The sequence below is a fragment of the Agarivorans sp. Z349TD_8 genome (genome assembly GCF_050870825.2).
In the GTDB taxonomy this organism is placed as follows: domain Bacteria; phylum Pseudomonadota; class Gammaproteobacteria; order Enterobacterales; family Celerinatantimonadaceae; genus Agarivorans.
In genome coordinates, this window is sequence record NZ_CP194037.2 from 4,665,419 (window position 1) to 4,680,125 (window position 14,707).

Sequence of the window (14,707 nt, forward strand, 5' to 3'; positions counted from 1 at the left end):
CTATCTGCTCATTTCAGTTGATTGACTGACAATCGCTTCGAGCTCGGCCAGCGCATTCGCGGGATCGGCTGCCTCGGTAATCGCTCGGACCACCGCCACACTGCCCACGCCACACTGCCACACCTGCTTGGCTCGCGACAAATCGATGCCACCAATCGCGACTAAGGGATAATCGCTCATTAAGCTCGCGTAACGACTTAATTTCGCCAAACCTTGCGGCTTGGACGGCATATCCTTAGTAGTCGTGGGAAAAATATGCCCCAGTGCAATATAACTAGGGCCTAGCTGACTGGCACGTAATAATTCGTAATAGCCATGGGTGCTAATGCCTAAACGCAAACCAGCAGCGGCAATTTGTGGTAAATCGGCCAAGGCCAGATCTTCTTGCCCCAAATGCACCCCATAGGCACCATGTTTTAGCGCCAATTGCCAGTAGTCATTAATAAACAAACGCGCCTGATATTGACGACCCAGTTGGATGGCTTGACGCACATCGCTTTCCACTTCCGCATTACTTTTATCTTTGATCCGCAGCTGTAGGGTTTTCACCCCCATCGCTAATAGACGCTCTATCCATGCCACGCTATCCACCACTGGGTAAACGCCAAGTTGATAGCTATCACAGCTCGCGAAGGACTGCTGCTCTGGCCAACTTTCGCTGAGGCCAAACAGCTTTCCTAGCGGCGTTTGTGCCGACTCAACCCGTGGAAAATATTGCCGCTGACTGGGCCAGCCCAAGTGCGCCAGATTGCCACAACCCTGCTGCTGCGAAAGTCCCTGATAGACATAAGCTTTAGCCAGCACCAGTGCATCTTCCATGGCAAAATCGAGCGCTAAACCAGCCGCCAGGGCGGAGGCCAGAGTACAACCAGTGCCGTGGGTATGCGAGGCTTCCAGTAACGGACTGGAGAGCAATATCTCGCGCTGCCCATCACAATAAAAATCCACCGCTTGTCCGGGCGTGAAATCTAAGTGTCCCCCCTTGGCCCACACGGCTTTGACGCCCTTGGCTAGCAACGCTGCGCAGGCTTGTTTCACGGCACCGGGACTGCTGAGCCCAATGCCCGTCAAGCTGGCTAACTCACTGGCATTGGGCGTGAGCACATCAACTTGAGCCAATAGCTTGGGTAAAGCCGCCAGCAGATCGTCAGCCGCCAGCTTCGCCCCAGAACTCGCGACCAGTACAGGGTCGTACACCACCAACGGTGGTTCCGACCAAGTCGCCTTATAGCGGGCTAACTTCTCTGCCACCAAAGTCACTAACTCGGCACAGCCTAACATGCCAATTTTTATCACCTTGGCCGGATTCGTTGCAGCCAAAGCATCCAACTGCGCGGCCAACATCGCGTCCGTGACCGTCTCCATGGCGCTCACCCCGCGAATATTTTGCGCAGTCAACGCGGTCACCGCAGTGGCACACTCAACGGCCAAATCATGGGCGCTCAGTAAATCGGCCTGCAAACCCGCTCCTGCACAGCTGTCGCTTCCCGCGATCGTCCAAATTTGTGGGCGTAAGGCCGCGTCAAGGCAAGCACTAGGCTTCATGGCTAGTCTCGGCAGTTAACGGGGAGTGGTAAATTTCGGCCCCCTTACGACGAAACTCAGCAGACTTTTCCGCCATCCCTTCAACCACTGCGGCGGGCTGATACCCAAGATCGGCAAGCGGTTCATCTAATAACTTAATCTCTAAGTCATTGGCATAATCGCGCACCTCTTGAGAGATCTTCATTGAACAAAATTTCGGGCCACACATCGAACAGAAGTGCGCCACCTTGGCAGATTCTTGAGGCAGCGCCTCATCATGGTAGGCACGGGCAGTATCGGGATCTAAAGCAAGATTGAATTGATCTTCCCAGCGGAATTCAAAACGCGCTCGACTCATGGCGTTATCTCGAATTTGCGCGCCAGCATGACCTTTTGCCAAATCGGCGGCGTGAGCGGCGATTTTATAGGTAATCATGCCCTGTTTTACGTCATCTTTGTTGGGTAGACCCAGATGCTCTTTGGGCGTCACATAACACAACATGGCGCAGCCAAACCAACCAATCATCGCCGCGCCAATGCCCGAAGAAAAGTGGTCGTACCCCGGAGAAATATCGGTAATTAGCGGTCCTAAAGTATAAAATGGGGCCTCGTCACAAACTTCGAGCTGCTTCTCCATATTCTCTTTGATCAGCTGCATCGGGACGTGGCCCGGGCCTTCGATAATCACCTGTACATCGTATTCCCAGGCAACTTTGGCCAACTCGCCAAGGGTTTCCAATTCGGCAAACTGCGCCTCGTCGTTGGCATCGGCAATCGAGCCCGGACGCATTCCATCCCCCAGGGACAACGACACATCATAGGCGGCACAAATTTCACAAATATCACGAAAACGCTCGTAAAGGAAACTCTCCTGGTGGTGGGCCAAACACCACTTGGCCATGATCGAGCCGCCACGCGAAACGATGCCAGTAATCCGCTTGGCGGTCATTGGCACATAACGCAGCAATACGCCAGCATGAATAGTGAAGTAGTCCACGCCCTGTTCTGCCTGCTCGATCAAAGTGTCGCGAAAGACTTCCCAGTTGAGATCTTCAGCCACTCCATTTACCTTTTCCAGAGCTTGATAAATGGGCACGGTGCCGATCGGCACAGGCGAGTTACGGATCACCCATTCACGGGTCTCGTGAATATAACGGCCAGTCGACAAGTCCATCACCGTATCGGCACCCCAACGGGTCGCCCAAACTAACTTCTCAACTTCTTCTTCTATCGAAGAGGTCACCGCCGAATTCCCAATATTGGCGTTCACTTTGACCAAGAAATTACGACCAATGATCATCGGCTCGGTTTCGGCATGGTTAATATTGGCAGGAATAATCGCCCGACCTCGCGCGACCTCATCGCGAACGAACTCACCAGTAATATGCGCCGGCAAGGAAGCACCAAAGGAATGACCCGCTTGTTGTTCGGCCAGTAAATCTTCACGGATCTTGTCCCGTCCCATGTTTTCGCGGATCGCGATATATTCCATTTCCGGGGTGATAATACCTTGGCGAGCATAGTGTAATTGAGTCACTCGTTTACCAGGCTTGGCTTTTCGTGGTGTTGGCAGGCTGTCGAAACGAATATGATCGAGACCTTCATCGGCCAAACGTTGCTGAGAAAAGTTTGAGCTGTGTCCGGCTAAAGCCTCGGTATCGCCGCGCTCTTCGATCCAAGCCTGACGCTGTTGGGGCAAGCCCTTACGCACATCCAAATCGGCTTGTTGGTCACTATAAATTCCGGAGGTATCATAGACCCGAACCGGTTCATTGGCGGCAAACTTCGGATTTTCTTTACTACCGCCCACCAGGCTATCGGCTAAGTTAATTTGGCGCATCGCAACTTGAATATCGTCACGACTACCTTGAATATAAATTTTTTCTGAATTTGGAAAAGCTTGACCCTGCAGATTATTAATATATTGCTCTGCAGCAGCTCTGGTTTCGCGTCTTGACATGACTTGCCTCTCAATAAAGTTATTAACAATGAGGCTTGTCGGATGTAGGAAAAGTAAGCAAAGCTAAGGGCTCAATATACGCCGTCGCAACGGTCCATTGGCACTTTCACAAAAAACTTACTCATCTTGTTCCCTGCGCAGGCATTATCCTGATCAGGTCATACGGATCCCACACAACAGTAGTAATACTACCCGTGGTCTCAGCCTTTCGGCACTCCGACAAGAGAGCCGAGTATAGGGCTGATAATTACAAATCACAAGCGGCAGATCAAAAACCAAACTGAGCTACACCGATCAATACCCGCCAAGTAAGGTTGAGAAGGATGACAACCACAACTGATGGACTAAAGCTGAAATTGCAGACCGAGACTAAACAGGACACTCAACAAGAAACTCCATTTCGCCGTCGCTTGCAGTTGTTGATCTAAAACTTGGTGTTGGTACTGACAAAACACCGTAGCACTCACCTTGAGCAAGGCGAGCGCGGCCAACAGGTACAACCAAGCAAAACTGCTGGCAGCATTCAGCAATAGGTAGCTGGCGAACAGTCCCAAGGCGACCAATATTAATAACAGGTGATAATAGCGCGCTCGGCGCTCCCCAAGACGCACCGCCAGAGTCAGCTTTCCAGCCGACAAATCGGGTTTAAAATCGCGAATATTATTGATATTAAGCACCGCAGTCGCCAGTAAACCACTCCCGGCGCCTACCAACCATACTGCAGGATCGAGCTGCTGAGTATGTAAATAATGACTGCCCACCACCCCTAGCAGACCAAAGAACACAAACACACTGAGATCGCCCAAACCGCGATAACCGTAGGGTTTCTCTCCCATGGTGTAGGCAATAGCGGCAACAATCGCCAGAGCCCCCAGACCTATGAAACCAAGCCAAGCCAGCCAATGATCGCCGATGCTCACCCACAACAACAGCAAACCACTCGCCACCGATAACAAGGCCATTAGCACTATCGCCCGCAACATTTGCGATGCGCTCAGCAAACCAGCCTGAATCGCCCGCGTCGGTCCCACCCGGGTCTCATCATCGAGGCCCTTCAGCGCATCACCATAGTCATTAGCTAAATTGGATAAAATTTGTAACAACACCGCCGTCAATAACGACAGTACAAATACTGGCCAACTAAACTGCTGCTGTTTCAGCGCCAGACAAGAACCTAAAAGAACCGACGAGCTCGCCAAAGGCAGCGTTCGCAAGCGGGCAGCATGCAACCAGGATTTCACAGTAATACTCAACATAAAAATAACAACTCGGCGCCTATTATTGCTCAGCATCAAAGCAGAACCAAATCTGACTATGATGTTATAAAAAAAACCGCTACATTGAGACGGTCGTCGATAGCAGGAATCGTAAAGGTGCAGCTCTCTTATAGTCAATTTAAACTGCTGATGCAGCAACTAAAAAAGGCGCCACAGCATGGTTTTCAGCAAGCCTGCATCCGCTTGCCTAAATTAGATTTATTAGCCTGGTTAAATCAACAGCAACAACATACTCGTGGCTACTGGCGGGATAAACATCAGCAACAAGTGGCTTTTGTCGGTGCCGCAAAATCACTGATTGGTCAGGAACAACTACAAGCTCAGTGTGAACAACTCAACGCCCAAAACAATCAACTACGATTCTATGGTGGTATTGCCTTTGCGGAACAAGCCGCATCGTGGCCCAGTTTCCCACAACAGCGCTTTATTTTGCCGCGCTTTGAGATCCGAGGCAATGGCGAAGATTTTCAATTCCTCATTAATGCCAATTTTGAACAACAAATCGACTTAGAATATCAACGGATCGAACAAGCTTTTTCATCGCTCCAAGCCACTCAAACCATCGAACCAAACCAGCTCACAGTGCTAAGTCGTCACGACCAGCCCAGTCAAGTCCAATGGCAGCAACTGGTGACACAGGTCACCAGCAGTGAATTTCAGCAGCATACCGCAAAAGTGGTCTTATCCAGGCAGACAAGTCTGAGCTTAAGTGCTGATATTAATGCTTTTTCACTGTTGCAACAATGGCAACAAAAAGAGCCGCAGTGCTATAGCTTCTTATTTCAGTTTGATGGCTTTCACTGCTTCGTTGGCTGTAGCCCAGAGCGCCTGTATTCTCGGGAAGGAAGCCAACTAAGCAGTGAAGCCCTAGCGGGCACAGCCCCAAGAGGCACAACTCCAGAACAAGATTTACAACTTGGGCAGGCCTTATTAGATGACGCAAAAAACCAACGAGAAAATCAATTGGTGGCCGATGACTTAAGCTGTCGTCTCGGCGAACTCAGCTTACATGTACAAACCTTGGCTGAGCCAGAGCTCGTCAAGCTAGCTCAGGTGCAACATCTAAAGCGACGGATCATTGCTCAAATCAGTCCCGATTTGGATGATAGTACTCTGTTACAGGCCTTGCATCCAACCCCCGCCGTCGGCGGTCTACCGCGCAGTTCGGCGATCCAATATATCTTAAAGCATGAAGGATACGCTCGCGGCTGGTATGCCGGTGCCGTCGGCTGGTTTAGTGGCGCGCAAAGTGAGTTTTCGGTCGCGATCCGTAGCGCCTTGGTCGGTGCTCAACAACTGACTATTTTTGCTGGCGCGGGGATCCTCGCCGGCTCAGATCCTGAGCTAGAATGGCAAGAACTCAACCACAAAATCGCCACCGTATTACAATTAGTCGATGAGGACGCCCTTGAACAAAAGTAACCCCAAAAATATTAATATCGCTTGGGCGGAACTGTTGATTGAAGACTGTCTGCGCCATGGTATTCGCCAGTTTTGTATCGCGCCGGGCTCTCGCTCTACCCCCTTAACCTTGGCCGTCGCTAATCATCCTGGCTGCCAAAGTCTGGTTCACTTTGACGAACGTGGTCTTGGCTTTTTCGCCCTCGGTCTAGCCAAGGCTAGCCGACAAACGGTGGCAATTATCACCACCTCTGGTACTGCCGTCGCAAACTTATATCCGGCGGTAATTGAAGCACGGCAAACTGGCGTGCCACTATTGATCCTCAGTGCCGACCGCCCCCAAGAGTTGCTTGCGGTGGGAGCCAATCAAGCCATTGATCAGCGTAGGATTTTTTCCGACTACCCGATTTACCAAGCCAGTTTAGCCGAACCCAACCTCGCCATGTCACCCAGTAGCATGCTCACGGAACTAGGTCAGGCCTTGGCCATGCAACAACAAACAGCTGGCCCGGTACATCTTAATTGCCCCTATCGAGAACCCTTTTACCCACAGCAGGCGCGACAAGATTTATCCAGCCACCTAGCTGACTTAGCCGTTTGGCACGACAGTGACCAACCCTATTACCAAGTAGTCATCAGCCCTCAGAGCCCCACCTGCTCGGCGGCTTGGTCAAGCTTGGATCGCAACAGCAAAGTGTTAGTGGTAGTTGGTAAACAACTGCCCGAACAGACTCAGGCGATTATCGCTTGGGCTGAGCAACACCATTGGCCAGTGGTAGTCGATTGTCAGAGCCATTGGCAAGTAGTCGATAGCAAAGTCATCACTCAAGCAGACTTATTACTGGCCAACCAGCACTTTGCCACGGCTAATCAACCGGATTTAGTGATCCAGTTTGGCGCGCATCTGGTCGCCAAACGTCTCAGCCAATGGTTGGCCAAGATCTCGACACAGCAGTGGCTAATTGATCCCGCACAGCAGCGACTAAATCCCAAGCATCAACAACAAATTCGCTGGCAGTGCCAGCCCAGTACTTGGCTCAAGAGCCATCTGGCGAAGCAGCCAAGTAGTGGCGTTTACTTAGAGCGATGGCTCCAGGCACAGCAACAAATTCAGCCCATCGTGCAGCAGCATCTGCAAGACTATTCAGAGCTATCGATCAGTGCTCAAATCAGCGCCTTACAAGCACCTGGCTCAAGCCTCTTTATGGGCAATAGTATGGTGATACGGATCTTCGAACTCTTAGGCCAGAGCTGCGCTGCCACAAATTATTTTGCCAACCGCGGAGCCTCGGGCATCGACGGTCTGCTGGCAACCAGTGTCGGAATTAGTCAGGCTTTGGCTGGATCAACCAGCTTAGTGATTGGCGATACCTCGCTACTGCATGACTTGAATTCACTGGCGCTGGCGAGTCGCAACCAACATAAGCTAGTGATCATCTTATTGAATAATCAAGGCGGCGAGATCTTTAGTTTACTGCCTGAACTGGCTGAGCCCGAGCAGCACCAGCAACTGGCCGAGGACTATTACCAATTGCCCCAACAAACCAACTTCGCCGCAGCCGCACAGTTATTTAACTTGCCCTTCCACAGAGTCTCGAGCAAGCAGCAATTCGAGCAAGCCTTTAAGCAAGCACAGCAACATCAAGGCGCGAGTTTGATTGAGGTTTGTTTTTCCGCCGGTGATGCCAGTCGGCGTTATCAGGCCTTACTCAGCGAGGTCAGTCAACAGCATGCACTTTAGTGTTTATGGACAAAGTCAACATCCCTGCTTGGTGCTGTTACATGGTTTCTTGGGGAATGGCAGCGACTGGCAGGCGGTCATCGCCGAATTAAGCGCTGATTATTACTGCGTCGCCATCGACATTCCTGGTCATGGTTTGAGCGGGCAGCAACGGTTGAAACCGCGCGCAGCATTCAAAGACTTTAGTCATCGCTTGAGCGCCTGCCTCAAACGCCTGAAAGTACGCCAATACCGATTACTCGGTTACAGCCTCGGAGGCCGCTTAGCTTTACATCACGCACTACTCGCTCCCAAAGGCTTGCAGCAGCTGATTATTGAATCGGCTCACCCAGGTTTATGCGACGCTCAAGCTCGCCAACAACGTTTAGTACAGGATCACCGTTGGGCCGACCGTTGCTTAAACGAGCCGCTGGAAGAGCTATTAAACGATTGGTATCAACAGGCGGTGTTTAGCAATTTATCGAACTTACAACGCCAGCAACTGATACGAAAACGCAGCCACCAAGATCGTCAAGGCCTAGCTGCAACCTTAACCGCCTGTAGTTTAGGTTTACAAGATGACCTCTCAAAGCAGCTAAGACGCTTAAAAATGCCGCTCGATTTTATCGGCGGAAGTTTAGACCATAACTACCAGCGCCTAGCCAAGCAGCTACAGCAAGATTATCCGCAACAGCATTGGCATCACATTGCCAATGCTGGGCACAATTGCCACTTTGAACAACCGGCGCTGTTTTCCCAACAACTCACTCAGTGTCTTAAAAATATATAAGAGAAAAACATGACTACAATTGAACGCACCCCAGTAAATTGGCAAAACGTCAACCATGACTACCAAGATATTTACTACCATAAATCGAAATGCGGTATCGCCAAAATCACCATTAATCGTCCGCAGGTTCGCAATGCTTTTCGACCGTTAACGGTGCAAGAGATGATGCATGCTTTGCACGATGCGCGAATTGATCCTGAAGTCGGGGTGATTATTTTAACTGGTGAAGGAGAGCTCGCCTTCTGCTCTGGTGGTGACCAATCGGTACGGGGGGATTATGGCGGTTATCAAGACGATCAGGGCACTCATCATCTGAATGTCCTCGATTTTCAACGACAAATTCGGACCTGTCCTAAGCCCGTGGTCGCGATGGTAGCTGGTTATGCTGTTGGTGGCGGTCATGTCTTACACATGATGTGCGACCTAACCATTGCCGCCGATAATGCTAAGTTTGGCCAAACTGGGCCTAAAGTTGGCTCCTTCGATGGTGGCTGGGGAGCCAGCTACATGGCACGCATCGTCGGTCAGAAAAAAGCCCGCGAAATTTGGTTTCTCTGTCGGATGTATGATGCCCAAGAGGCGCTCGACATGGGCTTGGTCAACACCGTGGTGCCCTACGCTCAATTGGAAGCCGAAACCGTACAGTGGTGTCGTGAAATGCTGCAAAACAGCCCAATGGCGCTACGTTGCCTGAAGGCCGCATTGAATGCCGACTGTGATGGACAAGCAGGCCTGCAAGAGCTCGCGGGTAATGCCACCATGCTATTTTATATGACCGAAGAAGGCCAAGAAGGACGCAACGCCTTTAACGAGAAGCGCCCTCCGGAATTCAATAAATTTAAAAGGAACCCTTAGGCAAATAACAAATTAATCATCTAATATTAGTAAGTTAACTTGCTGTGATTAATTTAAGGGATGAAAATGTCTTTCATCCCGCCTGCGAATAAGGAACTCGGTATGCTCTGTAATTGGCAAAGCGCAAAGATCTCTCGCTATACTCTGCAACTTCGTCACCCAATTAACCTTGGTCCACAGCAAATCAGCCAACGGCAAGGTCTCTATCTGGACGTCTGTTTTAACGATGGACGAAGAGGTCGTGGGGAAGTTGCCCCGCTGCCGGGCTTTAGCGAAGAAACACTCGACCAAGCAGAGCAACAACTACTGGATTATTTACAGGGCCATAGTATTCGCAAGTTCTATCCCAGTGTCGCCTTTGCCATCGACTGCTGTGTCGCGGGTATGCCCCCAGAAGTACCGATCAAGGTCGCGTACCCCCTATTAGACGGTGACTTCGCCCAGTGCCAGCAAACCTTAGACCGGAGTCATGCAACTTTAGCCAAACTCAAAGTGGCTCGTAACTCCCCTAAAAGTGATCTAGAGCTAATTACCCAATTGCAACAACATTATCCTCAACTGCGTTTACGTTTAGATGCCAATCAAAGTTGGCTCTGGAACCAAGCAATTTATGTATTAGAAAATATCGATTTAAATCGTATTGATTACATCGAAGAACCGCTTGTCAACAGCCAACAGTGCGCGATGCTCGCCAAGCGAACCCAAGTCGGAATAGCTCTAGATGAAACCCTACAAGATAGCAGTTATCGCTACCACTACTTCGACGGTTTACGCAGCTTAGTACTCAAGCCGAGTCTAATCGGAACATGGCATCGCTGTACCAGCTTAATTGATCAAGCGCATGCCGACCAGGTTAGCTGTGTACTCAGCTCAGCCTACGAAAGTGAAATAGGTTTACAATGGATCCAGAACATGGCGAAAGACTTTACTCCCGAGCAAGCGCCAGGACTGGACACACTTAAAGCATTTAGCGACCAAACCATTCAACTTGAGCTGATCCAACAACTTCAAAATAACCACTAATTCGCTCAGCGGTGACCCTAAATAAATCAATAACGGCACCGCCAGCTCAACTTTTGAGCAGCTAATTCATAGCATCTTGCCGCGTTTTCGATGAAACCACAGATCTCATTCAAGCATCGGTCATCACTTAAAAAGCGTTTTCTAGAGCCTTGTCACACTCTCACTACGTTTGTGAATAAACGTCATAAGCGTACAAAAAAGCGTCATTGGTTGTTTACCAATATCGACTTAGGCTGATTGCTGAGGAGTGCCTTATTGGGATGACCTCTACACCCTACAACTAGAGCAGATTGGCCGAACGATGTAATTCTCGCCAGGCACAATCGCCCTAAATAAAAACATAATAAAACAAGCTATCAAGCAAGGAGCCATATATGAAAAAGCTGATCATGTTAATCTGTACAGCCGTATTAGCCCTATCCACACCAGCCTTTGCCAAAACCGTAAAAATCGGTTTAGCCATCGATGATTTACGTCTAGAGCGCTGGCAGAAAGACCGCGATTTTTTTGTTGAGAAAGCTGAGGCGCTTGGTGCCAAAGTATTCGTACAGTCTTCAAATAGCAACGAGACTGCACAAATTTCTCAAATTGAAAACATGATTTCTCGCGGTGTCGATGTATTAGTAATTATCCCTTACAACGGCAAGGTTTTGTCGAATGTTATCGCTGAAGCAAAATCTGAGGGCATTAAAGTGCTCGCCTATGACCGCTTAATCAATAATGCAGACATCGATTTTTATCTATCTTTTGACAATGAAAAAGTAGGTGAATTACAGGCCAAAGCGTTGATCCAACATAAAGCCAATGGCAACTTCTTTTTGATGGGAGGCTCACCTGTCGACAACAACGCGAAATTATTCCGTCAAGGACAAATGAATATCCTGCAACCGCTGATCGACAAAGGCGATATTAAAGTGGTTGGCGATCAATGGGTCGATGGCTGGCTCGCTGAAAACGCATTAAAAATCATGGAAAATGCACTCACCGCCAATAACAACAATATCGATGTTGTTGTTGCCTCCAACGACTCCACCGCTGGTGGTGCAATTCAAGCGCTTGAAGCGCAAGGTTTAGCCGGGAAAGTCTTTATTTCCGGTCAAGATGCCGACTTAGCAGCAACTCGTCGGGTCCTTGCTGGCACGCAAACCATGACGATTTACAAACCCATAAAGCTATTAGCCACCACCGCAGCCGAATTAGCGGTTGAAATGGGCGAAGGCAAAATGCCCAAAGCCAACTCGAGCTTAAACAACGGCACTAAAGATGTGCCCGCTTACTTGTTAACTCCGATCCCCGTAGACAAAGACAACATCGACAGCACGATTATTGCCGATGGTTTCCACACCAAAGCAGACGTTTACCAATAACCTTCTGTTCATCCAGCGGTATTGAAAGGCGGGGCCTTCCCCGCCTTTTGAGGAGCACTTATGAGTCAAACCAGCTTATTAACAATGTCTAACATTGTTAAGAAATTTTCCGGCGTGGTGGCCTTAAATGGAGTCAATTTTAATCTTGAGCGCGGTGAGGTGGTATCACTTTGCGGCGAAAACGGTTCGGGTAAATCAACCTTAATGAAGGTGCTCACCGGGGTGCACCCCTACGGATCTTATCAAGGTCAAATCCATTACAAAGGCCAACCCTTAATTTCACACAATGTCAGAGATAGTGAGGAAAAAGGCATTGCGATTATTCACCAAGAACTCACCTTGGTGAAAGAACTATCGATCTTGGAGAACATTTTTCTGGGCGCCGAGCTCAGCCATTATGGCGTGCTGGATCACAGCGCAATGTTTCAGCAAACCAAAGCCCTGTTGCAACGGGTGAACTTAGATATTTCGCCGGATACACCGATCCGCGAGTTAGGCGTCGGCCAGCAACAACTAGTGGAAATAGCCAAGGCCTTATCCAAACAAGCCGAAGTTTTGGTCTTAGATGAACCCAGCGCCCCACTCACCGAGTCGGAAACTCGGATACTGTTAGACATCGTCAAACAGCTGCGCAGTGAAGGCGTTAGCTGTGTGTATATTTCTCACAAGCTCACCGAAGTCAAAGAAATCTCTGACCGCATCTGCATTATTCGCGATGGTGAGCATATTGGGACTCAGTCAGCCAAACAAATGAGCACCGACGATATTATCAGCATGATGGTTGGCCGCGAACTCAAACAACTGTTCCCTCGGGAAGAACATCCGATCGGTGACGTGGTATTAAAAGTTGGGCCAGTGAATGCCAAGCTCACCAAAGGCTCGCCCTTAAAGCAAGTGGACCAAGTCAATTTTAGCCTACATAAGGGCGAAATATTAGCGGTCGCCGGTTTAGTGGGGTCGGGCCGCACCGAACTGATGCAATGCTTGTTTGGTTCCTATGCGGGCATTTATCAATGTCCGATCGAACTAGACGGTCAGCCAATTAAGATCCGTCATAATCGGGATGCTCTCAAATATGGCATTGCCATGGTACCTGAAGATCGCAAGCGTCACGGGATTGTTCCGATCATGGGCGTTGGCCATAACATTACCTTGGCAGGATTAAATATGTTTACTGGCCCCGCTCAAGCCTTAAACGAATCGGCGGAACAGGCCTCAATAGACCAATCCATCGCACGACTCAAAGTCAAAACCGCTTCTGCCGACTTGGCGATTAAAAGCCTTAGTGGCGGTAATCAGCAAAAAGCAATTTTGGCGAAGTTTCTGCTACTAAAACCGCGTATTTTAATTCTCGATGAACCAACACGAGGGATCGATGTGGGGGCTAAATATGAGATCTATAAACTTATTTTTCAGCTTGTTAAACAAGGAATTAGCATCATTATGGTGTCTTCAGAATTACCCGAAGTATTAGGGATCAGTGACCGAGTCTTGGTGATGCACGAAGGTAAATTAAAAGGCCTATTAGACAATCAAAACCTGAGCCAGGAAATGGTGATGGATTGTGCATTGGCCGAGGAGTAAAACATGTCTAGTCAAGAAACCACCATCACCCCCCCTGCAGTCAAGGGCAACTTGATGGATAAACTGAAAAAAATGCAGCTACAGGTATTAGTAATGTTTGCCGCTATTGCTTTGATCATGCTGTTTTTCTATTTTGCTACTGACGGTAGTTATCTCACCCCTCGTAATATTTCAAACCTGTTACGACAAACTGCAATTACAGGGATCCTCGCCATCGGTATGGTCTTTGTCATCATTTCTGCTGAGATTGATTTATCAGTAGGCTCTATGATGGGACTACTCGGCGGCGCTGCTGCAATTATGGATGTATGGTGGCAACTGCCCTTGCCTCTCACCATTGTTCTCACCTTATGTGCTGGCTTACTGCTCGGGCTTTGGAATGGCTGGTGGGTTGCCTATCGCAGAGTGCCTTCTTTCATCGTCACTCTCGCCGGTTTATTGGCCTTTCGAGGTATTCTGATCGGTATTACTGGTGGCAGTACCGTGGCGCCCACCAGCCCCAGTATGGCGATTATTGGCCAAAGCTATCTCCCCGATCTGTTTTCGCTTATGACCACTGTTGGCGCATTGATCGTATTCTTTGCCTGGCAAGGCAAACGACGTAAAAACCGTAGTGCCCACCAGCTAGATAACAGTCCCATTGCCGGGGATATACTGAAATTTGGTTTTATCGCAATTTTTGCCTTAGCGGCAATATTGTTGCTCAACGATTATCGCGGCGTCCCCACCCCGGTACTACTATTGGTAGTTTTGATGTTTATCGCCGCATTCATGGCCAAAAAAACCGCTTTTGGACGGCGTATTTATGCCATTGGCGGTAATCTCGAAGCCAGCCGCCTATCAGGGATCAATGTAGAAAAAACTAAACTCAGTGTATTCGCCATTAATGGTTTATTAGTTGGGGTCGCAGGTTTAATTTTGGCCTCCCGCTTAGGTGCGGGTTCCCCCTCGGCGGGTAATATCGCCGAACTGGATGCAATTGCCGCCTGTGTGATTGGCGGTACCAGCTTAGCGGGTGGGGTCGGTACCGTATTCGGAGCTGTTTTAGGTGCCTTTATCATGGCCAGTCTGGACAACGGAATGAGCATGATGGATGTACCGACCTATTGGCAATCGATCATTAAGGGCAGTATTTTGCTACTCGCAGTATGGATGGATGTTGCCAGTAAAAAACGCGCTTAAAACAGCACGCTGTGCAAGCCGACA

At 49.4% G+C, this 14,707-nt stretch carries 11 protein-coding genes and 1 riboswitch; of the genes, 8 read left to right on the forward strand and 3 right to left on the reverse strand.

Annotated features, from left to right (window positions below; genetic code table 11):
• The 3 genes from thiE to ACRRS1_RS21105 form a co-directional block, all read right to left on the reverse strand.
• Nucleotides 1–1,545 carry a thiamine phosphate synthase gene (gene thiE / locus ACRRS1_RS21095; RefSeq protein WP_432468789.1) on the reverse strand — a complete coding sequence of 515 codons (1,545 nt, stop codon included), beginning with the start codon at nt 1,543–1,545 and terminating at the stop codon, nt 1–3.
• On the reverse strand, nt 1,535–3,484 hold the full coding sequence (gene thiC / locus ACRRS1_RS21100; protein WP_432463986.1) for a phosphomethylpyrimidine synthase ThiC: 1,950 nt from the start codon (nt 3,482–3,484) through the stop codon (nt 1,535–1,537). Before thiC ends, thiE begins: the two co-directional genes overlap by 11 nt.
• Before the next feature lie 113 nt (nt 3,485–3,597).
• A riboswitch (TPP riboswitch) is annotated at nt 3,598–3,713 on the reverse strand.
• A gap of 115 nt (nt 3,714–3,828) precedes the next feature.
• Nucleotides 3,829–4,740, reverse strand: coding sequence for a 1,4-dihydroxy-2-naphthoate polyprenyltransferase (locus ACRRS1_RS21105; protein WP_432468788.1), 912 nt, complete (start codon nt 4,738–4,740; stop codon nt 3,829–3,831).
• 117 nt (nt 4,741–4,857) lie between these two features.
• On the opposite strand from ACRRS1_RS21105, the gene ACRRS1_RS21110 reads away from it, so the two are divergent.
• The 8 genes from ACRRS1_RS21110 to ACRRS1_RS21145 all read left to right on the forward strand — a co-directional run bounded on the left by ACRRS1_RS21110 (nt 4,858) and on the right by ACRRS1_RS21145 (nt 14,683).
• Nucleotides 4,858–6,183 (forward strand): isochorismate synthase, encoded by a 1,326-nt coding sequence (locus tag ACRRS1_RS21110; protein ID WP_432468787.1) that lies wholly within the window; start codon nt 4,858–4,860, stop codon nt 6,181–6,183.
• Nucleotides 6,170–7,903: a 2-succinyl-5-enolpyruvyl-6-hydroxy-3-cyclohexene-1-carboxylic-acid synthase gene (gene menD / locus ACRRS1_RS21115; protein ID WP_432468786.1), complete on the forward strand. Its 1,734-nt coding sequence runs from the start codon at nt 6,170–6,172 to the stop codon at nt 7,901–7,903. The genes ACRRS1_RS21110 and menD overlap by 14 nt, the downstream gene beginning before the upstream one ends.
• Entirely contained in the window at nt 7,893–8,672 is a 780-nt protein-coding gene (gene menH, locus ACRRS1_RS21120; protein ID WP_432468785.1) for a 2-succinyl-6-hydroxy-2,4-cyclohexadiene-1-carboxylate synthase, read from the forward strand. The genes menD and menH overlap by 11 nt, the downstream gene beginning before the upstream one ends.
• Before the next feature lie 9 nt (nt 8,673–8,681).
• The gene (gene menB / locus ACRRS1_RS21125) at nt 8,682–9,527 is read left to right on the forward strand and encodes a 1,4-dihydroxy-2-naphthoyl-CoA synthase (RefSeq protein WP_432460395.1); all 846 of its coding nucleotides are present in this window, start codon (nt 8,682–8,684) and stop codon (nt 9,525–9,527) included.
• Nucleotides 9,528–9,593: 66 nt separating this feature from the next.
• Nucleotides 9,594–10,550: an o-succinylbenzoate synthase gene (gene menC / locus ACRRS1_RS21130; protein ID WP_432460396.1), complete on the forward strand. Its 957-nt coding sequence runs from the start codon at nt 9,594–9,596 to the stop codon at nt 10,548–10,550.
• Between the two features lie 374 nt (nt 10,551–10,924).
• Nucleotides 10,925–11,917: a D-xylose ABC transporter substrate-binding protein gene (gene xylF / locus ACRRS1_RS21135; RefSeq protein ID WP_432460397.1), complete on the forward strand. Its 993-nt coding sequence runs from the start codon at nt 10,925–10,927 to the stop codon at nt 11,915–11,917.
• A 60-nt stretch (nt 11,918–11,977) separates the two neighbouring features.
• Nucleotides 11,978–13,501, forward strand: coding sequence for a xylose ABC transporter ATP-binding protein (locus ACRRS1_RS21140; protein ID WP_432455539.1), 1,524 nt, complete (start codon nt 11,978–11,980; stop codon nt 13,499–13,501).
• Nucleotides 13,502–13,504: 3 nt separating this feature from the next.
• Nucleotides 13,505–14,683, forward strand: coding sequence for a sugar ABC transporter permease (locus tag ACRRS1_RS21145; protein WP_432455538.1), 1,179 nt, complete (start codon nt 13,505–13,507; stop codon nt 14,681–14,683).
• The last annotated feature ends 24 nt before the right edge of the window (nt 14,684–14,707 follow it).

Coding starts and splice junctions, on each gene's coding strand:
- ACRRS1_RS21140 (WP_432455539.1), top strand. CDS start 11,978: ATGAGTCAAACCAGCTTATTAACAATGTCTAACATTGTTAAGAAATTT.
- menH (WP_432468785.1), top strand. CDS start 7,893: ATGCACTTTAGTGTTTATGGACAAAGTCAACATCCCTGCTTGGTGCTG.
- ACRRS1_RS21105 (WP_432468788.1), bottom strand. CDS start 4,740: ATGTTGAGTATTACTGTGAAATCCTGGTTGCATGCTGCCCGCTTGCGA.
- menC (WP_432460396.1), top strand. CDS start 9,594: ATGTCTTTCATCCCGCCTGCGAATAAGGAACTCGGTATGCTCTGTAAT.
- ACRRS1_RS21145 (WP_432455538.1), top strand. CDS start 13,505: ATGTCTAGTCAAGAAACCACCATCACCCCCCCTGCAGTCAAGGGCAAC.
- thiC (WP_432463986.1), bottom strand. CDS start 3,484: ATGTCAAGACGCGAAACCAGAGCTGCTGCAGAGCAATATATTAATAAT.
- thiE (WP_432468789.1), bottom strand. CDS start 1,545: ATGAAGCCTAGTGCTTGCCTTGACGCGGCCTTACGCCCACAAATTTGG.
- menB (WP_432460395.1), top strand. CDS start 8,682: ATGACTACAATTGAACGCACCCCAGTAAATTGGCAAAACGTCAACCAT.
- xylF (WP_432460397.1), top strand. CDS start 10,925: ATGAAAAAGCTGATCATGTTAATCTGTACAGCCGTATTAGCCCTATCC.